Source organism: Citrobacter sp. RHBSTW-00671, assembly GCF_014103415.1.
GTDB lineage: Bacteria > Pseudomonadota > Gammaproteobacteria > Enterobacterales > Enterobacteriaceae > Citrobacter.
Map to the genome: position 1 here is coordinate 278,456 of NZ_JABXPR010000001.1, position 22,660 is coordinate 301,115.

Below are 22,660 nucleotides of genomic sequence, written 5' to 3' on the forward strand. Positions count from 1 at the left end.
AAGCGACATCCGGCATTTTCGATTACAGCAGATCGAAACGGTCCAGGTTCATCACTTTCACCCATGCCGCGACAAAGTCCTTCACGAACTTCTCGTGGGCATCGCTGCAGGCATAAACTTCGGCCAGCGCACGCAGTACCGAGTTAGAGCCAAACACCAGGTCGGCGCGGGTTGCGGTGTATTTCACTTCACCGTTCAGACGGTCACGACCTTCAAAGACCTCTTTCGATTCGTCAGTCGCTTTCCATTCGTTACGCATATCCAGCAGGTTGACGAAGAAGTCATTGCTGAGCACGCCAGGACGATCGGTAAAGACGCCATGCTGACTACCATCGAAGTTGGCACCCAGGACGCGCATCCCGCCTACCAGCACGGTCATTTCCGGTGCGGTTAACGTCAACTGCTGCGCTTTATCGATCAGTAACGACTCGGTGGTCGACACGTCAGGACGGGCACGATAGTTACGGAAACCATCTGCAATAGGCTCCAGCAGCTCAAACATCTCGATATCGGTTTGGTCCTGACGCGCATCTACGCGGCCCGGAACAAAAGGTACAGTGATGTTAACACCCGCCGCGCTTGCCGCTTTCTCAACCCCTACCACACCGGCCAGCACGATAATGTCGGCCAACGAGGCGGTATGAGCAGATTTATAAATGCCCTCCAGCACTGGCAGAACACGTGCTGCAGTCGCATTCACATCCCAGCCGCGTTGTGGTGCCAGCGCAAGGCGAGCACCGTTAGCGCCACCACGTTTGTCACCGCCACGGAAAGTCGATGCGGAAGCCCACGCCACCGATACCAGCTCACTGACAGAAAGCCCGGAAGCTGCAATGGTCGCCTTCAGGTTAAGAATGTCTTCTTCGCTTGGATTGAAGAACGCATGCGGCAGTGGGTCCTGCCAAATCAGATCTTCTTGCGGTACTTCCGGTCCGATGTAGCGTGATTTCGGCCCCATATCACGGTGCGTCAGTTTAAACCACGCACGGGCAAAGGCTTCGTTGAACGCCTGCGGATCGTTAAGGAAACGACGAGAGATCTTCTCGAACTCAGGATCAAAGCGCAAGGTCAGGTCGGTGACCAGCATTGTAGGCTTGCGTTTTTTCGACGGATCAAACGGATCGGGGATAATTTCTGGCGCGTCAACCGCTTCAAACTGAATAGCGCCTGCCGGACTGCGCGTTTGCACCCACTCATATTTGAACAGGTTCTCGAAGAAATAGTTGCTCCACTGGGTCGGCGTCTGCGTCCAGACGACTTCCAGACCAGAGGTGATGGCATCTGCACCCGAGCCGCTGCCGTAGCTGCTGGCCCAGCCCAGTCCCTGCGCTTCAATCGGCGCGGATTCTGGATCCGGGCCGACGTGTGATGTAGGACCTGCGCCATGGGTTTTGCCCAACGTATGGCCACCGCCAATCAGCGCGACGGTTTCTTCGTCATTCATCCCCATGTTGCCAAAGGTCGCACGAATTGCCGCTGCCGCAGAAAGCGGTTCACCACTGTGATCAGGGCCTTCCGGGTTCACATAGATAAGACCCATCTCGGTTGCGCCAAGTGGGGTTTTCGCCAGCTCTTCCGGGTGGCGGTGAGTCAGCCAGGCTTTCTCATCACCCCAGTTTACGTCCAGATCCGGTTCCCAGACATCTTCACGCCCTGCGCCAAAACCGAAGGTACGGAAGCCGGAGTTTTCCAGCGCCACGTTACCCGCGAGGATAAACAGGTCGGCCCAGGAAATTTTCTGCCCATATTTTTGCTTAATTGGCCACAGCAGACGGCGCGCCTTATCAAGGCTAACGTTGTCCGGCCAGGCGTTCAGCGGTGCAAAACGCTGCTGTCCGCGACCCGCGCCACCGCGTCCATCGATGGAGCGATAGGTCCCTGCGCCGTGCCATGCCATACGGACAAACAAACCGGCATAAGAGCCCCAGTCGGCAGGCCACCACGGTTGAGATTCGGACAGAAGGGCTCTGAGATCCCCTTTCAGGGCAGAGTAGTCGAGTTTGCTAAATTCTTTGCGGTAGTTGAAGTCCTCGCCCAGCGGGTTCGAACGGTTGGAATGTTGGTTTAAAAGATCAACGCGGAGTTGATTCGGCCACCAGTCGCGGTTATTTCTTCCTGCACCCGCGCTGTGATCCGCCCCCCCCTGATGGAAAGGACACTTACCGGCAGTTGATGCGTTCTGGCTATCGTCGGACATGCTCATCTATATGCTCCCTTTACAGTGTTCTGACTACGATATACACCACCAGAGATAAGATATAGTCGAAATAATCCACAGATTCGATAGCTAATTCCTTTTATATTTTAAGTTACAGAGATGTAGATCAAAATGATCAATAAAAAGCCCTCCGTAGAGGGCTGGGGCATCTGTTTAATTCGGTCTTACACCCAGTGTGTGACAAATAGCGTAGCTCATCTCAGCGCGGTTGAGCGTATAGAAGTGAAAATCTTTCACCCCTTCGCGACTGAGGATCTTCACCATATCCATGGCAATATTCGCCCCTACCAGCTTACGGGTTTCGGCATCCTCATCCAGGCCATCAAACATTGTCGACATCCAGGAAGGGATACGAACATTGGTCATATCGGCAAATTTCTTCGCCTGCTTAAAGTTAGAGACCGGCAGGATACCCGGAATAATTTCCACATCGATGCCTGCTGATACGCAACGGTCGCGAAAACGCAGGTAGCTTTCCACATCAAAGAAGAATTGGGTGATCGCCCGGTTTGCGCCGGCATCAACCTTACGTTTCAGGTTAAGCAGGTCTGCCTGGGCACTCTTCGCTTCCGGATGAACTTCCGGATAAGCGGCAACAGAGATATCAAAATCTGCGACGTCTTTCAGTAAGCTCACCAGATCGGCAGCATACATATCTGGTTTCCCTCCACCCGGAGGCAGGTCGCCGCGCAGGGCAACAATATGACGAATACCGTTATTCCAGTAATCCTGAGCAATGGTGCGCAGCTCATCGCGAGTGGCATCAATACAGGTCAGGTGCGGAGCCGCTTCGAGGCCCGTGCGATCCTTAATCCCTTTAATAATGCTGTGCGTACGGTCGCGCTCACCCGAATTTGCCCCGTAAGTCACGGAAACAAACTTCGGCTTCAGGCTGCTCAGGCGATCGATGGAGTTCCACAGGGTTTGCTCCATTTCACTGGTGCGCGGCGGGAAAAACTCAAACGAAACGTTAATCTGACCCTGCACTTCCGCCAGGCTCTGATTCAGGGCTTCCCGCTGGTTGGCGTGAAAAAAGCTCATACCTTACCTCATCAATCTTTTGTCGTTATATGTTGTGTTGTGAACTGCTATACGTTTAGACGTCTAGATGTAAAAATGACGGAAAAGCGTGCTGGCGTCAACACAAAAATCATCGATAAAGGTGAGGAATACTCAGCCAACGTGAAAAAAATTCACATCAGCCTGAAATGGTGAGGGATTGCGTCATGAGTTCTTGCACCCACTGCAACCGGCTCTCATTCTCAGGCAACATCACTAACCCGGCACGGATACACAGCTCAGCATCGCTCAGTGGATGGAATACCACGCCCTGACGCTGGATAGCGGCAAATGAAGCCGGGAGCAAACTTAAGCCATCGCCCTGGGCAATCCGCGCAAGCAGCACATCATGCTCCAGGGGTTCTTCAAGACAGGAAGGAGAGTAACCAGCACGGTGGAAAATCTGCCGGGTGTAGTCAAAGAAAGCCGGGTTACGTTCCCGCTGGAACCAGAACAGCGGTCGGTGGTTGAGTGCCGATAAGGAAAGAGAGGCCGTACAAGCCTCTGACCAAAAGGAGGGTAATGCAGCAATTATCGGCTCTTGCCAGGCTAAAGGGGTGACGGTAAGCCCAGGTGCCTCAATAGGCAAAGCCACCAGCGCCGCATCCAGTTTGCCTCGCCTTACCTGACGAACAAGTTCAGGTGAGCCGTGACGCATGACACGCAGCATTTTTACACGAGCATTTAGCGTTGATTCAAGCGCCACAAAAACACCCTGTTCAAACGCCGTGCTTAATCCTAAACGCAGAGGTTGCACCTCCATCTGCGCTAGCTGGCTCAATGCATTATAGGTCTTGTCCTGTAGCGCCAGCAGTGGGCGCACCATTTCTAATACGTGCAGCCCCTCCTCCGTCAACGTCAGCCCACGGGTATGACGGACAAAAAGCGTCACTCCCAGGCGTTCTTCAAGCTGGCGAATATGACGGCTTAGCGGCGGCTGCGACATAAAAAGACGTTGCGCCGCCCGGCTCATATTGTTCTCTTCCGCTACTACGGAAAAGTAACGCAGCAGACGGATATCCAGAGAGTGCAAAGAAGATGTTGTCATACCGAAAAGGTATCACGGAAACGGTATTATCCCAATTGTTCTGCCCCCCTTATCCTCATGGCATACACCGCACTCACGAGGAAGAGATAATGAATTCAGAACGCTTTATGACGGGTCAGTTGATGCTGCAAAAAGTAGATGGTAAAGGGGGCGATGCGGTCGTCGAAAGTCTGCAGGACATTGCGCCAGACTTCGCCCGATACCTGATTGAATTTCCTTTTGGCGACATCTATTCAAGACCGGGACTGGATTTACGCAGTAGAGAAATCGCTACCGTCGCGGCATTAACTGCGCTGGGTAACGCCACACCGCAACTGAAAGTACATATTGGTGCGGCATTACACGTCGGTTTAACGCAGGATGAAATCATTGAAGTGATTATGCAAATGGCCGTGTATGCAGGCTTTCCCGCTGCGCTGAACGGGCTATTCGCCGCAAAAGAGGTGTTTGCCTCGCACAAAGATTAAAATAACAGGCCAGCGGATACTCTGCTGGCCTGAACTCGTTACGGTTTCACATCTTCCACACGCATGCCTTTGAGTTGCTCATCCGTCAGCGGATTTCCCGCTTTGAAATAATCAACAACCGCATTAGAGATGTAGTAGCCTCCGGATGTGTTACGCGCTTTACCTTCGGTAAAGGCGGCAAAACCATCACAACCGTCCGCCAGGAAGCTATTGGTGGCAATGTGATAGGTGGTGGCGTCCTCAATGGGTTTGCCGTTTAACGTCAATACAGTGACCCGCTGACCGACAGGTTTACTGCTGTCATACTTCATCTCCAGGCCTTTGGATACCTGCAAAACACCGTTACTTAAACTCGCGCCGTGCTCCATCAAACTACGCAACTGCTTACCGTTGAGATCCATTGTGGCCAGCTCGTTCGGGAACGGGAAGGTGCTAATAACCGCCCCCATGGTGATAGCACCTGCAGGGACTTCATTACGGATGCCGCCTGAGTTAGTGAGCGCTAACTGGGTATCTTTACCCGCTGCCACCAGCAGCGCATCCGCCGCCAGGTTCCCCAGCGAAGAAGATTCACCGTAAGCACGCGTCAGCTCAACCGGCGAGTTGGCAACCGTCTGCTGCACCACCTTATCGAGCTTCTTATTCCAGCCATCAATGACCTGTTTCGTCTGCGGATCGGGTTTCCACTCATCGGCGTAGATGGTCTTCAGCTCGAAATTCTTCACGGTAAATTGATGCGGTTTCTGCTGGTAATCCAGCACCAGTTTACCCACATCAATACCCCCGCTGTCGGTGGAAAGGATCAGGGTATTACCGACTTTAATCGGCTCTGGCGTGCCCACATGCGCATGACCGGTGATCAGGATATCCAGCCCCTTCACCTGGCCTGCGGTCTGGATGTCTTTATCCAACGCACGGCGCACATCGGTGCCTCCCAGGCTGGACTGACGCGCTGGCGTGCCTTCATGGATCAGCGCCACGGTGAGATCGACTTTGCCTTTAAGCTCATCGATATAGCGTTGCAACCACTTCACTTCATCACGCGCTTCGATACCAACGCGTGTCGCCGCAGAAACCGTATCATCAAAAGCAAACACACCGTGCAGACCAATTACGCCAATTTTAACGCCATCTTTCTCAATGATGGTGTACGGCTTATCCCAGAACATTTTACTGCTGTTCTGATAAAAGATATTACCCTGCACAATCGGGAATTTCGCCTGGCTCAGCTGTAGCAGCGTGTTATCCCAGCCATGATCGAACTCATGATTACCCATGGTGACAGCGTCAAAATTCATGGTGTTCATGATATCGATAATCGCCTTGCCCTTGGTCAGGCTGCTGATATACGGCCCGGTAAAATAGTCCCCGGCATCAAAAAACCAGGTGGCGCTATTTTTCGCTTTCTCCTGCTTCACCATCGTCGTGATATTAGCCCAACCACCAATGTCACGTGAGCCATTGGCAATCCATGGGACTTTATAAGGTTCGACATGGGCATGGAGATCGTTGGTATAGATAATCGTGACATCTTTAGCACTGGCCCAGAGCGGCAAAGAGACCAGAACACCAACAGCAAGCATTTTTAACTTCATAATCAATCCCTTTCAGTCATATAAAGAATCGCTACGTTACGTTCTGAAAGGTTTTTTTATGTGAGAAAAATCACATCCATCGGTGATAGTCACAGGGCAAAATCAACGACCATTAAAAATCGTTGGTAATACGATGGCGTCTCCGTTCACTATCAATTGCTGTAAGTCCTTTGGCTGCCAAAATCTGGGATTGCCGAGTTCAGCAGATTACAGCTGGCCAGAGTATCGGCTGGGTTATGCCGCGCTGCACTGCCGGGCATGCGGGAGTTATCCGCCGCTGTTTAACGAGGAACAGTTCCGACTCTGGCTGTCGGCCTATTTAGCGGATTCTGCAGCTAATAGCGGTCATTTTTGCCCAAGTTGTTACCAACGGGACCCAATCCGCTATGGCCGAAATCCCCAGGGCAGTCAGCGCATTCAGTGTCGGGCGTGTAAAAAGGTCTGGACGCCCAAACGGCAGCCGCTCACACTTTTTGAGCCGCCAGAACAAATCGCGACGGTTCCGTTGATCGTGCCTTTTCAAGGCGCCAGCGCCGACCAGAAACTTTATATATTGCTCAGCTTTGATGCTATTCGTGGCAATATTCTGCATATTTCCAGCAATTTCGCACCTCATCCTGCCGGGGCTTCATTGCGCTACCGCTGGCGCGGCATCGGCGAGGCAGCTGCAACACATGACGATATTGTTGAGAGAGTAAGCCAACGAGAAAGTCAGTTTTTACGCCGCAGCCAGTTTGATGAAATCCAGTACGGCAGCGCGATGCTCAAACGTAACGCCAGCGGCGCGATTTTACGCCCGGTCATTACCGCGCATGGGCATTTCCGCGTCCTGAGCCATCTCTGGCCTGCGGTAAAAACGCACATCATCGCTCACGAGTGCTTTCTGCGCGGCGCAGTGATTACCGCATGGGCGGAACAATTTCGCGAACATCACGCCTCGCTTTGGTTTGTGGATGAAGAAATCAGTGACGATCAACACACCAGACCCTGGCAGTTACTGGGCAAAAGTTATCAGGGATGGTGGCAAAACCAGTGGCAAATTTGGCAACAAGGCGACACGCGTAAAATGGTGTGTTTGTTAACGGAAGGTCAGGTTGAAAAAGGCGCGTCAATAACCCTGGCGGCAAGTCATCATTTTCTCGCCTGGTTGCAGCAACAGACGGAATTTCGGGATAGCGCCCGTTACTCGGCCCATTCGGTGTTGCTGACGATAAGGACGCTGGCGGAGAAATACAACATCCTGGATTTGCCCGGTGGCGCTGCCGCTTACCGGGCCTACGGTTCGTGTCATATGTAGGCCGGATAAGCGTAAGCGCCATCCGGCAACGCAAACTACAGCAGCTGCGCCAGACGATTGATGTCGGACTGGATAGCACCGGCGGTCACATCACGACCTGCGCCCGGCCCGCGGATCACCAACGGATTATCGCGATACCAGCGGCTTTCAATGGCGAATACGTTATCGCACGGCAACAGCGCAGCCAGCGGGTGTTCAGCGCGGACCGCCTCAACACCCACACGCGCTTTACCATTGGCATCAAAACGCGCCACGTAGCGCAATACCAGCCCCATTTCACGTGCAGCTTCCAGACGTTGCACCATCTGTTCGTTCAACTCATCGCCATTTTCAAAGAAATGGTCAATGGAGCCTTCTTCACAGTGTGCAGGCACCAGTGACTCAACGCGAACCTGGTCCGGCTCAATATCGTAACCTGCTTCACGCGCCAGGATCACCAGCTTGCGCATCACATCTTTGCCAGAAAGATCGACGCGCGGGTCCGGTTCAGTTAACCCTTGCTGCCAGGCCTGATCAACCAGATCGGTGAACGGGACCGTGCCATCAAATTGCAGAAACAGCCAGGATAACGTGCCGGAGAAGATCCCGCTGATCGACAAAATCGTATCACCGCTATCAATCAGATCGCGCACAGTATGGTTGATCGGCAAACCTGCGCCCACGGTGGCGTTATACAGCCAGTGACGGCCGGTTTTTTCGAACGCATCATGAATTTGGCGGTACTTATCACTGGTGCTCGCCCCCGCCAGTTTATTGGCGCTAATGACATGGAAACCATGGCTGGCGAAGTCCAGATACTGATCGGCCAATTGTTCACTGGCCGTCACATCCAGCACCACTAAATCATCATACGGGTGGGCGCGCATCCACAGGAATAGCGCCTCTTCATCCTGCTCTACCGCTTCGTCGTCGAAGAAGGCCAGAGCACGGCTGGCATCCAGTCCTTCATAGTTCAGCAGGCTACGGCGGCTATCCACCACGCCAGCCAGCACGAATTCAAATCCGGTACGCGCGGAAAGCGTTGTTTGTTCGCGGGCAAACAGTTCCAGCCAGCGTGAACCAATATTCCCCTTGCCGAACAGTACCAGACCAATGCGTTTTTCTGCGCGGAAGATAGACTGATGCAGACCCTGAATCAGGCTCTCCGTCGGGCCGGTGCGCAGTACCGCAACCAGACTGATCCCCTCTTCCGACTGCCAGGTAAACTCGACTGGTTGACCTTTTAACTGCTGCCAGAAACGGTGGCAATGCAGCGGATTGCGCGTTACGCCTGCCCCAACCATCGCCACCAGCGCCAACCCCTGGCGCAGACGCAGCTCGCCCGGCAGGCCAGCTTCATCCAGAATTTTCAGTGCGCCGTCAGCCACTTCGGAGGTATAGCAAAATTGCAGCAACTGACGGTCCGGATGCACGCCAACCGCCAATGGACGCACCTGCGTGCGTTTTAAAATCTGGTCGATATCTTTGTAAGCCAGCTTAAAGTCCTGGCCAGTGGGAACCTGAAACTCAATCAGACAGACGTCGTCATGGCTGGTCACAATGCGCGCCCCGGTACCAGAAGCCAGTACACGCTCAATCCGCGTTGACCCCTGATCCGGCGTGTAGCTGCAGCGCAGCTGCAGGTCGATATCGCTTCCCGAAACCGGCTGTAAGGTGCGGGCATGCAGAACCGGAGCCGCCAGACGCGCCAGCTCGCTGGCTTCATCCAGACGCAGCAGCGGCAGCAAACAGGCATCTTTGACTTTACGCGGGTCCGCACTATAAACCCCGGCGACATCGCTCCAGATAGTCACACGGGAAACGCCTGCCAGCGCCCCCACCTGCGTAGCTGAATAGTCAGAGCCGTTACGCCCCAGCAGCACCGTTTCACCGGCATTGCTACGGCTGATAAACCCGGTAACCACCAGGCGCTTGCCAGGATGTTGAGCCAGCAGTTGTTGCAGCAACGGATAAGACAGACCTTCATCCACCTGCGGCTGGGCACCGCGTTCAGCACGTAAAAACTCACGCGCATCCAGCCAAGCCGATTCCAGCCCCTGCTGGTTAAGGACAGCAGACATCAAACGCGCCGACCACACTTCACCATGCCCCACCACTTCGGCATAGACGGCTTCATTCACACCGCTGTCGAGCAATCCGGCCAGACGCTCCAGATCGTGAATAAACGCACCGATCAGCCCATCAGCCACATCTGGTGGTAACAGGCCACTAATCAGCTCACTTTGATAACGGCGTAACGCCTGCTGAACCTGATGCGCAGAAAGACGATCGGTCTGGCTTAACTTAAGCCAGCTAATCAACTGGTTAGTGGTACTGCCTGCGGCGGAAACAACCATCATATCGTCAGGCTGCGAGTACTCCGCCATAATACCTGCGACACGCAAATAACATTTCACGTCTGCCAGACTACTACCACCAAATTTGTGCAGTTGACGACCCTTCGCCCCTGCCTGCGCAATCACACTCATGTTTACCCCTTGTTTGCAGCCCGGAAGCCATTTTCCAGGTCGGCAATTAAATCTTCGCCATCTTCAATACCGGTGGAGATACGCAGCAGCGTTTCAGAAATTCCGGCAGCAGCACGCGCTTCTGGCGCCATACCCGCGTGTGTCATGGTCGCGGCGTGGGAGATCAGACTTTCAACGCCCCCTAATGATTCCGCCAGCGTAAACAATGACAACCCGCTCAGGAAGCGACGCAATGTTTGCTCGTCGCCATTCAGTTCAAAACTCAACATCGCGCCGAACCCTTTTTGCTGACGCGCGGCAATCTCATGCCCCTGATTATCCGGCAGTGACGGATGATACAGTTTTTTCACCAGCGGCTGGGTTTGCAGGTAGTCCACAATAGCCTGAGCATTACGTTGAGCCACTTCCATACGCGGCGACAAAGTACGCAGGCCACGCAACAGCAGATAGCTATCAAATGCGCCGCCGGTTACGCCAATATTATTCGCCCACCATGCCAGCTCAGTGACCGTCTCCGGATCTTTCGCTATCACCACGCCAGCCACCACATCCGAGTGACCGTTTAAATATTTCGTGCATGAATGCAACACCAGATCGGCGCCCAATGCCAGTGGATTTTGCAGTGCAGGGCTTAAAAAAGTGTTGTCGACCACGCTCACCGCACCAGCCTCACGCGCCAGTTGGCAGATTTTTGCAATATCCACCACACGCAGCAACGGATTGCTTGGACTTTCAATCAGTACCAGCTTTGGTTTTTCCGCCAACGCCGCTTTCAGCGCCTGCTCATCACCCTGATCGACAAACAGCACGCGATAGCAGCCACGTTTTGCCAGACTGTCAAACAAGCGGTAGCTACCACCGTAACAGTCGTGCGGTGCGACCAGCAGATCGCCAGGCTTCAGGAACACCGTGGTCACCAGATGAATCGCCGACATGCCGGTATTGGTCAGCACTGCGCCAGCGCCACCTTCCAGCTCCGCCAGCGCACGCTGAACCACATCACGCGTCGGGTTGCCACGGCGTGAATAGTCATGGGCACGCGGCTCATTAAAACCGGTGAAATTATAGGTACTGGAGAGGTGAATCGGTGGGACAACGCAACCGTACTGCTCGTCGTCATTTAATCCGCTACGCACTGCAATGGTGGCCTGTTTACGCGTCATATTGAGGAGATCCTGGCTGAGTCGGTGAAAAGTCAGACACCAGAGTAATCATTGTTACAATAGCCGTCAATACATCTGGACATCTAAACTTCTTTGCGTATAGATTGAGCAAACAGGAAATAGCCGTTAAAATTATATGCATTAGCGTACATTTGCGTCGGCTAACTTCGTGTCAGGGCCGCGCCACTACGATAAACTACGCGCAATTATGGTCCGGGCTCAGGTTCTGGCCTCAATATTAATGACGAAGAGGATTAAGTATCTCATGGCTGAATGGAGCGGCGAATATATCAGCCCATACGCTGAGCACGGTAAGAAGAGTGAGCAAGTCAAAAAAATTACGGTTTCCATTCCTCTGAAGGTGTTAAAAATCCTTACCGATGAACGCACGCGTCGTCAGGTGAATAACCTGCGCCACGCCACCAACAGCGAACTGCTGTGTGAAGCGTTTCTGCACGCCTTTACCGGGCAACCGTTGCCGAACGACGAGGATCTGCGCAAAGAGCGCAGTGATGAGATCCCGGAAGAGGCGAAGATCATCATGCGTGAACTGGGGATCGACCCGGAGACGTGGGAGTACTGATCGGCTAACGGTGAGAAAAATGAGAAAAGGCGGGATAACCCCGCCGTTTCTCACAACATTACTTGCTAATACCATTGATTTTATTCAATGTTTCTTCCATTTTGAGCGTTTCTTTGCGGTTCAATGGATAGAGATAAATCAGTATGACTGCCGCCAAAAACAGACATAACGCCGGCAAGAGATTTGCCATCGTATAAATATTTTCCTGCACGATGCTGGTTTGCACAGCGCCGCCCGTTGACGAAGATTGATAACCAATGATGGCCAGCATAAAGCCACCAATCGCCCCTGCACACGCCTGACCTACCTTGCGGGCAAAGAAGTTTACGCCGTAAACCGTACCATCCTCACGATCGCCGGTGACATACTGATGATAATCACAAACATCGGTCATAAACGCCCAAATCATCAGGTTGAATAACCCTGCCCCCAACGTCGCCAGGAACAGGAAAACCAAATAGACTTTCGCGTCCGTAATATGGATGAAGTACATAATCAGATACATCGCCACCGCAAAGAGCAATGCGCCGACGCTGGCCTCTTTTTTACCAAACCGCTTCGTCAGCCAGGATGCCGAGGGTGCCAGCAAAACCAGAGAGCCGAAGGTAAACAGCAACGCAACGGACATCGCCTCTTTGTTGTGGAAGTAGTCATTAAACAGGTAAGTCATGTTGGTACCGGACAACCCCTGGTTAATCACAATCAGCAGATCCACCACAACTAAAACGATCAGTGCCTTATTGCGTAACAATCCCTTCAGCAGCACCGATACGGGCATGCTCTCTTTTCGCTCCACGCGCACACGTTCTGTTGTTAACTGACAGGTCAACGTTAAAAAGATAAAGCCCAGTACGGCACAGCCGATGGAAATCCAGAAGAAGTGCTGCCCGGAAATCACCTGGCTGCCGTCCACCAGCGTGGTGTACATCAGGATAGGAATGAAGAAGCCGGTCGCCCCGCCGCCAATAGCCGAGCCGACGCTACGCCAGGTTGACAACGAAACACGGTCTTCCGGATTAGAGCTAATCGCCGCAGACATGGCGCCATACGGAATGCTGACTGTCGATAACAGTGAACCGTAAACAAAATAGGAGCAGCAGATATAGATAATTTTCGCCGTATAAGAAAAATCATTCACAAATGGCAGAAACAGGACCACCGCGATGATACAGAACGGATACTTCATGCGGCGCACCCAGGGGTTAAATCGCCCATGTATCGTTAGTTTAGAGGTATCGCATAAGCGTCCTACGCCAACATCGACAAACGCATCAAAGAGTTTGGTCACAAAATAGAGCGAGCCGACAATGACACCAGAAATGCCGAGGACGTTCGTGTAATAAATCATTAAAAAACTATTTACTAACCCAAGAATAAAACAGGTTCCCAGGTCACCACACAAATAACCAATTTTATCTCTGAATCCGAAAGGTCTGACGACAATACTTTGATTGCTTCCACTCACCGTTCCATCATTAGACATGATGTCAACTCCTTAGACATATTATTCACGTAAACTATGTGTATATCCTGGTGCTCAACGTAATAAACCAATACGCAGAGTATTAACAATCAAAAGTTATAACCGAGACCGACACGATAGCGGGTCTGACGATCGTCAGTCGTGGTGGTGTCATAACCCGAAGAAACGTTACCAATCTCAATAAATGGAACCCAGGAATCTATTTTATAAGCGACACGGAAGTTATATTCATAATCGTCTTTTCTGTTGTTGTATAAATCTTCGCTGTCAGCAATTTTATAAATGCCGTTTAGCTCAAACATCCAGTTATTGACGTTATAGCCAAGCCACGCTTCCGGACGGTAAACCATACGGTCATCTTTACCATCGGCGTTTCTGCGCATATACTCCTGACGATAGCGGAATGCCGTCCACCAGCTGTCATTGAGATTATATTGCACACGAATATAAGGCTTATAGATCGTGATGTTGTCACCCGTTTCAACCGCAATACCCGGCTGCCAGATGAGGCCCCGCCAGGTAAACTGATAACTTGCCGTATACTCGTTACCGTTACTTTCCATATTATTCCACGCATCATTCGATTGCGTATCTTCAGAACGTGAAATGGCCTCTACCGCTACACCAAAACCTGTAGCAAAACGATGCGACATATAAACACGATCGTAATTTCGCCCGTCATCATAATATTCATGACGGTAATCAACATAACCCGCCTGCGCGGCTGCAGATAATAATGGGATAAGTAATAAGGTAGATTTAAATTTCATGACAATCCCTTTTCACACTAAATAAAGAAAATTCACCATCACATTCCGGACGATAAACAGGAAAGTAATAGAGTCGTAAGAATAATTTTATATTTCCACGAAAGTGTATTTTAGAAAGAGGGGATAAACCTTTGAGATTTTGCCAGTAATTGGCATGAGTGGCAAAGAACAGAAGATAAAAATGACGGAGATCACTAGTGTGAATATTTTATTTAAATAATAAAAACGCTGTTTCATTTATTAAAAATAAAATATCATTCAACATATCAATATAAATTTTATTATCAAATACATGACTAGTCCTGATATAGGTTGACAGTTTTTTGTCTATAAAACGCCTGATGAACATCATCGGGCGTTTTGTATTTCAGGGCCAGATGTGGCCGTTCATGGTTATAAATGGCCACGGACTCTTTTACCATCATTCGGGCTTGTGCAAGATCCACCGGGCGGGAGAGTAAAAACTCATTTTTCAGTATCCCGTTTATTCTCTCAGCCAGCGCATTCTGGTAGCAGTCGTAACCATCGGTCATTGAACAGATTATTCCGTTTCGCTCATGAACTGACTGATAAAGTACCGAACAGTATTGCAGTCCTCTGTCAGAGTGATGTACCAGCGGACCTGTCGTTTTTCTCCGCCTCAGAGCCTGTCTGAACGCCTTTACCACGTTTTCTGTCTGCAGGTTTTCCCCGACATGGTAACCCACGATTTTTCTGGAGCAGGCATCGGTGACCAGACTCAGATAAGCCGTGCCGCTGCGTAGTGGAAGGTAAGTTATATCAGCGACCCAGACCTGCTCTGGCTCAAGGGCGGTAACCTGTTCAGGGCCGGGTTTCAGCAGATTAGGATGCCGGTAAAAGCGATGATGGCTGTTGGTTGTTTTGTGATATGCCCGTTTCACGGGGACCAGGAGCCGGTATTCACCCAGCAGGTTAAACAAACGGTCCCGCCCTATAGCCAGTGTTTTACCGGCCTGGGTGTTCAGCAGATAGTGCAGTTTACGCGTACCTATTCGCGGCTGACGGCACCGGGTACGGGCAACAAAATCAAGAACCTGAGCATGATGCTCCTGCCGTTTATTACATCTTGTGTTGTACTGGTACCACGCCTGTCTGCTGTGCCCCAGGAACTGACATGCACGCGTAACTGTTATTTTTGGGGCCTGACTTTGCGTGAGGACTTGCCGGGCCGCTTTTTTACAACACTCACCCCGTAATCATTTTTCAGGACGTTGATAACGGACTCAAAAAACTCAGCTTTCTGGTTTGCCAGCTCAAGCTGTTCTTCAAGTTCCCTGATTCTTTGCTCGGGTGTAAGCGGGACAGTCGTCTGAGCCACAGGCAGTTTCCTCTTCACCAGGTCAGGAAGTCCGGGACTCCAGTCAAGCCGGCCATATTTACGCAGCCAGACAAGTACGGTGGAGCGCCCCTGAATGCCATATCGCTGCTGGGCCTGTTTATAGGTCATCTCGCCTTTTTCGACCTGCTCAACGACGGCTATTTTAAAGGATAGAGGATAATCGCGTTGGGTGCGTTTGAACTCAGTCATCATCACGTTCTCCGGAATTAAATCTGGAACGTGTCAACGCTATTCAGGACGGGTCAACAGATACAAAAAAAGCGCCATAAGGCGCTTTTTTCTGACAGCAGGAACTTATTTGCTGCCCGGGATGTTGAAACGCTTGTTGAAGCGGTCAACACGGCCACCGGTAGCAACATCACGCTGCTTGCCAGTATAGAACGGGTGGCACTGACCGCACACGTCCAGGTTCAGATCGTGACCGACGGTAGAGCGGATTTTCATGACGTTACCGCAAGAGCAGTTTGCAGTAATTTCTTCGTATTTCGGGTGAATATCTTTTTTCATGGGAAAACCTCGGTTTAAGGCCGCGTCGCTCTTCCAGCCCTAACGCCAGACACCACGCGATGTTAATAGTATAGGTCAGTGATACAAATTCGTATCAAAGGCGGCGAATCATACAGAAATTAACCTGCTCATGCAAACTGATCCGCATTCTACCCTTCACTAATGTGTATACTAACCCGCCAGATTTCAAGTCAGGATGATTCAATGCCCGTTGCGCATGTTGCCTTACCCGTTCCGCTACCTCGTACCTTTGACTATCTCCTGCCGGAAGGTATGAGCGCCAAAGCCGGGTGTCGCGTACGCGTGCCCTTTGGCAAGCAGCAGGAGCGCGTCGGTATAGTGCTGTCAGTCAGCGAGCAAAGCGAACTGCCGCGGAGCGAATTGAAAGCCGTTCACGAGGTACTGGACAGCGAACCGGTCTATTCGACCTCCGTCTGGCGCTTGCTGCTGTGGGCGGCTGATTACTACCATCATCCCATTGGCGATGTGCTGTTCCATGCCCTGCCGATCCTGCTGCGCCAGGGCAGACCCGCCGCCAACACGCCCATGTGGTACTGGTTCGCCACCGAAGAAGGCCAGGTCATTGACCTCAACAGTCTGAAGCGCTCTCCAAAACAGCAACAGGCGCTGGCTGCGCTTCGGCAGGGAAAAATCTGGCGCGATCGGGTCGCCGAACTGGAATTTAACGATGCTGCATTACAGGCGCTACGTAAAAAAGGCCTGTGCTCCCTGGCAAGCGAAACGCCAGGCTTTAGCGACTGGCGTACGCACTACGCGGTTTCCGGTGAGCGTCTGCGGCTGAATACCGAACAGGCTACCGCCGTCGGGGCGATCCACAGCGCCTCTGACAGTTTTAGCGCCTGGTTGCTTGCAGGTGTAACGGGTTCCGGCAAAACAGAAGTCTATTTAAGCGTGCTGGAAAATGTTCTCGCCCAGGGCAAACAGGCACTGGTAATGGTGCCGGAGATTGGCCTGACGCCACAAACCATTGCCCGCTTTCGCGAACGCTTCAATGCCCCGGTCGAAGTCCTGCACTCGGGTTTAAATGACAGCGAACGTCTTTCGGCCTGGCTGAAAGCAAAAAATGGCGAAGCGGCAATAGTCATCGGCACACGCTCATCGCTGTTTACCCCATTTAAAAATCTCGGCGTAATTGTCATCGATGAAGAGCATGACAGTTCCTACAAACAACAGGAAGGCTGGCGCTACCATGCCCGCGATCTGGCGGTTTACCGCGCCCACAGCGAGCAGATCCCGATTATTCTCGGTTCAGCCACCCCCGCGCTGGAAACGTTGTGCAACGTGCGGCAGAACAAATACCGCATGCTGCGCCTGACGCGTCGAGCCGGAAACGCACGCCCTGCCACTCAGCACGTGCTGGATTTAAAGGGTCAGCAGGTGCAGGCCGGACTGGCTCCGGCGCTGATCACCCGCATGCGTCAGCACCTGCAAGCCGATAATCAGGTAATTTTGTTTCTTAATCGTCGGGGTTTTGCGCCTGCGCTGCTGTGTCACGACTGTGGCTGGATTGCCGAATGCCCACGCTGCGATCACTACTACACGCTGCATCAAGCGCAGCATCACCTGCGCTGCCACCACTGCGACAGCCAGCGCCCGATACCGCGCCAGTGCCCTTCCTGCGGCTCAACGCATATGGTGCCGGTAGGACTCGGTACCGAGCAACTGGAACAAGCTCTGGCGCCCTTTTTCCCTGGCGTGCCGATTTCGCGTATCGATCGCGACACCACCAGCCGTAAGGGATCGCTGGAGCAGCACCTGGCAGAAGTGCATCGCGGCGGCGCGCGAATACTGATCGGCACGCAAATGCTGGCGAAAGGCCACCACTTTCCGGATGTCACGCTGGTTGCACTGCTGGATGTTGACGGGGCGCTATTCTCTGCCGATTTCCGTTCGGCTGAACGTTTCGCCCAACTTTATACCCAGGTTTCCGGACGAGCTGGGCGCGCCGGGAAACAAGGCGAAGTAGTGCTGCAAACGCACCATCCTGAACATCCGCTACTGCAAACCTTGCTGTATAAAGGTTATGACGCATTTGCCGAACAGGCGCTGGCCGAACGGCAAACGTTACAGTTACCGCCGTGGACCAGCCACGTGATCGTGCGGGCAGAGGATCATAACAATCAGCATGCGCCAATGTTCTTACAACAGCTGCGAAACCTGATTCAGGCCAGCCCGTTAGCTGATGACAAACTCTGGGTACTCGGCCCGGTTCCGGCGCTGGCCCCCAAACGTGGCGGTCGCTATCGCTGGCAAATTTTGTTGCAACATCCGTCACGCATTCGCCTGCAACATATCGTCAGCGGAACGCTGGCGTTGATAAATACGCTACCCGATGCACGTAAGGTGAAATGGGTGTTGGATGTCGATCCCATCGAGGGATAACCCCTCATGATGCGAGGCGGATCGTAAAATTAAAGATCCATCACACTTTTTATGAAAATTCTGTAACTGCTTCTATTCACTATCTGATAAAAATGTTTCAGATGAAGGTTATCCAGGGACAGGTCTGTGCCAACTGCACCCTGGCGAGGAGAAAGAGTGAAACCGAATAAGCAGGTTGCCGCCGCTACGATGAAAGATGTTGCTCTGAAGGCGAAAGTCTCAACGGCAACCGTATCCCGCGCATTAATGAACCCGGACAAAGTCTCTCAGTCCACCCGTAACCGGGTCGAACAGGCGGCGCTGGAGGTGGGATATTTACCCCAATCAATGGGACGCAACGTTAAACGAAATGAATCACGTACCATTCTGGTGATTGTGCCGGATATCTGCGATCCCTTTTTTAGCGAAGTGATTCGTGGCATAGAAGTCACCGCCGCAGAACAAGGTTATCTGGTACTTATCGGCGATTGCGCGCACCAGAATCAGCAGGAAAAGACTTTTCTTAACCTCATTATTACCAAGCAGATAGATGGCATGGTCCTGCTCAGCTCACGCCTGCCATTTGATGCCAGCGTGGAAGAACAGCGCAATTTACCGCCAATGGTCATGTCCAACGAATTTGCGCCAGAGCTGGAACTGCCTACCGTTCACATTGATAACCTCACTGCAGCCTTTAACGCGATGAATTACCTGCTGGAGCTGGGGCATAAGCGCATTGGTTGTATTGCCGGGCCAGAGGATATGCCGCTGTGCCACTACCGCCTGCAAGGCTATGTTCAGGCACTACGCCGCAGTGGAATTACCGTCGATCCACACTTCATCGCGCGCGGTGATTTCACCTATGAAGCGGGCGCTAACGCGTTAAAACAGCTGCTTGAGTTACCGCAACCTCCGACCGCGGTCTTTTGTCACAGCGATGTGATGGCGCTTGGCGCGCTCTCTTACGCCAAACGTCAGGGCTTAAAAGTACCGGATGATTTATCTATCATTGGCTTCGATAATATTTCACTGACGGAATTTTGTGATCCACCCCTGACAACCGTCGCACAGCCGCGTTTCGATATCGGACGCGAAGCTATGCTGTTACTGCTCGATCAGCTTCAAGGACAGAACGTCAGCAGTGGTTCACGTTTACTGGACTGTGAGCTCATAATTCGGGGCACTACCCGGGCACTGACGTAAAGTAAAGTGCTTTCGGACTCCCCTGTCTGGTCAAAGGCCCGTCGCTTAAGTAACATGGCGGGCTGACGAACGAATAAATACAGCGAAACGATAGTGGCACAACGAGATTATGTACGTCGCGGCCAACCGGCACCTTCGCGGCGCAAAAAGAGCACATCACGGAAAAAGCAACGCAGTACGCCAGCGGTATCCCCCGCGATGGTCGCTATTGCTGCAGCCGTACTCGTGACCTTTATCGGTGGTCTGTACTTCATTACGCATCACAAGAAAGAAGAGTCCGAGACGCTGCAAAGCCAGAAAGTCACCGGTAATGGCATCCCGCCTAAACCGGAAGAACGCTGGCGCTATATCAAAGAGCTGGAAAGCCGTCAGCCTGGCGTACGTGCGCCTACCGAACCGTCTGCAGGCGGCGAAGTGCTTAACGCCGATCAGCTGACCAATGAGCAGCGCCAGTTGCTGGCGCAAATGCAGGCAGATATGCGTCAACAGCCGACACAGCTCAACGAAGTACCGTGGAACGAACAAACACCTGAACAGCGCCAGCAAACGCTGCAGCGTCAGCGTCAGGTGCAACAACAACAGTGGAACAACGCGCAGCAGCAGGCGCAGCAACCGCGCCCACGGGCGACGGAACAGCCGTACCAGCAGCCACAAACGCGTACGGCACAAGCCGCACCGGTACAACAGCCGAAAGCGCAGCCAAAACCGGTGGCCCAGCAGCCGTACCAGGATCTGTTGCAGACGCCAGCGCACACCGCTGCCGCACAGCCTAAAACGCAACCGGCCGCGCCAATAACGAATGAGACTCAGCCGCCAAAACAGACGGCAGAGAAAAAAGATGAACGCCGCTGGATGGTTCAGTGCGGATCATTCAAAGGGGCTGAGCAGGCAGAAACCGTGCGTGCTCAACTGGCCTTTGAGGGCTTCAACTCCCGCATTACCACCAACAACGGCTGGAATCGCGTGGTGATTGGCCCGGTGAAAGGCAAGGAAAATGCCGACAACACCATCAGCCGCCTGAAAGTTGCCGGCCATACAAACTGCATTCGACTCGCCACTGGGGGTTGAAACCCCCAAAATCTCCCCCATCTATACTTGCATTACGCCCCGCACGCCTGTGCGGGGCCTGTATTCTGCATTTGTAACCAAGGGGTCTGCTCGTGACAACAATAGTAAGCGTACGCCGTAACGGCCATGTGGTAATCGCCGGTGATGGTCAGGCCACACTGGGTAACACCGTAATGAAAGGCAACGTGAAAAAAGTCCGCCGTCTGTACAACGACAAAGTCATTGCGGGCTTTGCGGGTGGTACTGCGGATGCATTCACGCTGTTTGAACTGTTTGAACGCAAACTGGAAATGCACCAGGGTCACCTGGTTAAGGCCGCCGTTGAGCTGGCTAAAGACTGGCGTACCGACCGTATGCTGCGCAAACTCGAAGCGTTGCTGGCCGTTGCAGATGAAACGGCATCTCTCATCATCACCGGTAACGGTGACGTCATTCAGCCAGAAAACGATCTGATTGCCATCGGCTCCGGCGGTCCCTACGCCCAGGCGGCGGCACGCGCTCTGCTGGAAAACACCGAGCTTGGCGCACGCGAAATTGCTGAGAAAGCGTTGGATATTGCAGGGGATATCTGCATTTATACCAACCACTTCCATACCATCGAAGAATTGAACTCCAAAGCGTAAGGATCCCCCATGTCTGAAATGACCCCACGCGAAATTGTCAGCGAACTGAACAAGCACATCATCGGCCAGGATAACGCGAAGCGTTCCGTGGCGATTGCACTGCGTAACCGCTGGCGCCGCATGCAGCTCAACGAAGAGCTGCGCCATGAAGTCACACCGAAAAACATTCTGATGATTGGCCCAACCGGTGTCGGTAAAACCGAGATCGCCCGCCGTCTGGCAAAACTGGCCAACGCGCCGTTCATCAAAGTGGAAGCAACGAAATTCACTGAAGTCGGCTATGTGGGTAAAGAAGTTGACTCCATCATCCGCGATCTGACCGATGCCGCCATCAAAATGGTTCGCGTTCAGGCGATTGAGAAAAACCGCTTCCGCGCAGAAGAAATGGCCGAAGAGCGTATTCTCGATGTACTGATCCCGCCAGCCAAAAATAACTGGGGACAGTCAGAGCAGCCGCAGGAACCTTCTGCTGCGCGTCAGGCGTTCCGTAAAAAACTGCGTGAAGGTCAGTTGGACGACAAAGAGATTGAAATCGATCTCGCTGCCGCACCGATGGGCGTAGAAATAATGGCGCCTCCGGGAATGGAAGAGATGACCAGCCAGCTACAGTCCATGTTCCAGAACCTGGGTGGTCAGAAGCAAAAACCGCGTAAGCTGAAAATCAAAGACGCGATGAAGCTGCTGATTGAAGAAGAAGCGGCCAAGCTGGTCAATCCGGAAGAGCTGAAACAGGAAGCTATCGACGCCGTTGAGCAGCACGGGATCGTGTTTATCGACGAAATCGACAAAATCTGTAAGCGCGGCGAATCCTCCGGCCCGGACGTGTCCCGCGAAGGCGTACAGCGCGACCTGCTGCCGCTAGTTGAAGGCTGCACCGTCTCGACCAAGCACGGTATGGTGAAAACCGATCACATCCTGTTTATCGCCTCTGGCGCATTCCAGGTGGCCAAACCGTCTGACCTGATCCCGGAACTGCAGGGTCGTCTGCCGATTCGCGTCGAGCTGCAGGCACTGACCACCAGCGATTTCGAGCGCATTCTGACCGAACCGAATGCCTCTATCACTGTGCAGTACAAAGCGCTGATGGCAACCGAAGGTGTGGACATCAACTTTACCGAATCGGGCATTAAACGCATTGCCGAAGCGGCCTGGCAGGTTAACGAAACCACCGAAAACATCGGTGCGCGTCGTCTGCATACCGTGCTCGAGCGTCTGATGGAAGATATTTCCTATGATGCGAGCGATTTGAACGGTCAAAGCATCACAATTGATGCCGAATATGTGAGCAAACATCTGGATGCGCTGGTCGCAGATGAAGATCTGAGCCGTTTTATCCTATAATCGCGTTCAATGCATTTTCATCACT

General features: G+C 52.6%; 18 protein-coding genes. 8 read left to right on the forward strand and 10 right to left on the reverse strand.

Annotated features, from left to right (window positions below):
- Positions 1 to 22 precede the first annotated feature (22 nt).
- From katG to HV261_RS01340, 3 genes are all read right to left on the reverse strand, one after another.
- Complete coding sequence (katG, locus tag HV261_RS01330) at positions 23 to 2,203, reverse strand: catalase/peroxidase HPI (protein ID WP_202037232.1); 2,181 nt, start codon at positions 2,201 to 2,203, stop codon at positions 23 to 25.
- Between the two features lie 168 nt (positions 2,204 to 2,371).
- Positions 2,372 to 3,259 (reverse strand): methylenetetrahydrofolate reductase, encoded by an 888-nt coding sequence (gene metF, locus HV261_RS01335; RefSeq protein ID WP_137381475.1) that lies wholly within the window; start codon positions 3,257 to 3,259, stop codon positions 2,372 to 2,374.
- Positions 3,260 to 3,416: 157 nt separating this feature from the next.
- Positions 3,417 to 4,325, reverse strand: a complete 909-nt coding sequence (locus HV261_RS01340) for a LysR family transcriptional regulator (protein WP_202037233.1) — start codon at positions 4,323 to 4,325, stop codon at positions 3,417 to 3,419.
- A gap of 89 nt (positions 4,326 to 4,414) precedes the next feature.
- Here HV261_RS01340 and HV261_RS01345 point away from each other — a divergent pair, with 89 nt between their 5' ends.
- Positions 4,415 to 4,792: a carboxymuconolactone decarboxylase family protein gene (locus tag HV261_RS01345; RefSeq protein WP_202037234.1), complete on the forward strand. Its 378-nt coding sequence runs from the start codon at positions 4,415 to 4,417 to the stop codon at positions 4,790 to 4,792.
- Positions 4,793 to 4,830: 38 nt separating this feature from the next.
- Here HV261_RS01345 and HV261_RS01350 read toward each other — a convergent pair whose 3' ends face one another.
- The gene (locus tag HV261_RS01350) at positions 4,831 to 6,387 is read right to left on the reverse strand and encodes a bifunctional metallophosphatase/5'-nucleotidase (RefSeq protein ID WP_202037235.1); all 1,557 of its coding nucleotides are present in this window, start codon (positions 6,385 to 6,387) and stop codon (positions 4,831 to 4,833) included.
- A 133-nt stretch (positions 6,388 to 6,520) separates the two neighbouring features.
- Here HV261_RS01350 and HV261_RS01355 point away from each other — a divergent pair, with 133 nt between their 5' ends.
- Entirely contained in the window at positions 6,521 to 7,684 is a 1,164-nt protein-coding gene (locus tag HV261_RS01355; protein ID WP_202037236.1) for a cytoplasmic protein, read from the forward strand.
- A gap of 35 nt (positions 7,685 to 7,719) precedes the next feature.
- Here the strand turns inward: HV261_RS01355 and metL are convergent, their stop codons facing one another.
- Together metL and metB are read right to left on the reverse strand one after the other, a co-directional pair.
- Entirely contained in the window at positions 7,720 to 10,152 is a 2,433-nt protein-coding gene (gene metL / locus HV261_RS01360; protein ID WP_137381471.1) for a bifunctional aspartate kinase/homoserine dehydrogenase II, read from the reverse strand.
- Positions 10,153 to 10,154: 2 nt separating this feature from the next.
- The gene (metB, locus tag HV261_RS01365) at positions 10,155 to 11,315 is read right to left on the reverse strand and encodes a cystathionine gamma-synthase (protein ID WP_202037237.1); all 1,161 of its coding nucleotides are present in this window, start codon (positions 11,313 to 11,315) and stop codon (positions 10,155 to 10,157) included.
- Between the two features lie 265 nt (positions 11,316 to 11,580).
- On the opposite strand from metB, the gene metJ reads away from it, so the two are divergent.
- Positions 11,581 to 11,898 carry a met regulon transcriptional regulator MetJ gene (gene metJ, locus HV261_RS01370; RefSeq protein WP_048213988.1) on the forward strand — a complete coding sequence of 106 codons (318 nt, stop codon included), beginning with the start codon at positions 11,581 to 11,583 and terminating at the stop codon, positions 11,896 to 11,898.
- 58 nt (positions 11,899 to 11,956) lie between these two features.
- Here the strand turns inward: metJ and HV261_RS01375 are convergent, their stop codons facing one another.
- The 4 genes from HV261_RS01375 to rpmE form a co-directional block, all read right to left on the reverse strand.
- Positions 11,957 to 13,381 carry an MFS transporter gene (locus HV261_RS01375; protein WP_202037238.1) on the reverse strand — a complete coding sequence of 475 codons (1,425 nt, stop codon included), beginning with the start codon at positions 13,379 to 13,381 and terminating at the stop codon, positions 11,957 to 11,959.
- 89 nt (positions 13,382 to 13,470) lie between these two features.
- A complete protein-coding gene (locus tag HV261_RS01380) occupies positions 13,471 to 14,151 on the reverse strand; it encodes an oligogalacturonate-specific porin KdgM family protein (RefSeq protein WP_202037239.1) in 681 nt (226 codons plus the stop codon).
- A 296-nt stretch (positions 14,152 to 14,447) separates the two neighbouring features.
- A protein-coding gene (locus HV261_RS01385) for an IS3 family transposase (RefSeq protein WP_202037240.1) occupies positions 14,448 to 15,703 on the reverse strand; the annotation gives its coding sequence in 2 pieces (ribosomal slippage) (positions 14,448 to 15,352 and positions 15,352 to 15,703; 1,257 coding nt in all).
- A gap of 102 nt (positions 15,704 to 15,805) precedes the next feature.
- Complete coding sequence (gene rpmE, locus HV261_RS01390; protein ID WP_094761941.1) at positions 15,806 to 16,018, reverse strand: 50S ribosomal protein L31; 213 nt, start codon at positions 16,016 to 16,018, stop codon at positions 15,806 to 15,808.
- Between the two features lie 204 nt (positions 16,019 to 16,222).
- Here rpmE and priA point away from each other — a divergent pair, with 204 nt between their 5' ends.
- The 5 genes from priA to hslU all read left to right on the forward strand — a co-directional run bounded on the left by priA (position 16,223) and on the right by hslU (position 22,635).
- Positions 16,223 to 18,421: a primosomal protein N' gene (priA, locus tag HV261_RS01395; RefSeq protein WP_202037241.1), complete on the forward strand. Its 2,199-nt coding sequence runs from the start codon at positions 16,223 to 16,225 to the stop codon at positions 18,419 to 18,421.
- 156 nt (positions 18,422 to 18,577) lie between these two features.
- Positions 18,578 to 19,603, forward strand: coding sequence for a DNA-binding transcriptional regulator CytR (gene cytR / locus HV261_RS01400; RefSeq protein ID WP_137381466.1), 1,026 nt, complete (start codon positions 18,578 to 18,580; stop codon positions 19,601 to 19,603).
- A 93-nt stretch (positions 19,604 to 19,696) separates the two neighbouring features.
- Positions 19,697 to 20,671, forward strand: coding sequence for a cell division protein FtsN (gene ftsN, locus HV261_RS01405; RefSeq protein ID WP_202037242.1), 975 nt, complete (start codon positions 19,697 to 19,699; stop codon positions 20,669 to 20,671).
- Positions 20,672 to 20,763: 92 nt separating this feature from the next.
- Entirely contained in the window at positions 20,764 to 21,294 is a 531-nt protein-coding gene (gene hslV, locus HV261_RS01410; protein ID WP_003028805.1) for an ATP-dependent protease subunit HslV, read from the forward strand.
- Positions 21,295 to 21,303: 9 nt separating this feature from the next.
- Positions 21,304 to 22,635, forward strand: coding sequence for an ATP-dependent protease ATPase subunit HslU (gene hslU / locus HV261_RS01415; protein WP_003028803.1), 1,332 nt, complete (start codon positions 21,304 to 21,306; stop codon positions 22,633 to 22,635).
- Positions 22,636 to 22,660 lie beyond the last annotated feature (25 nt).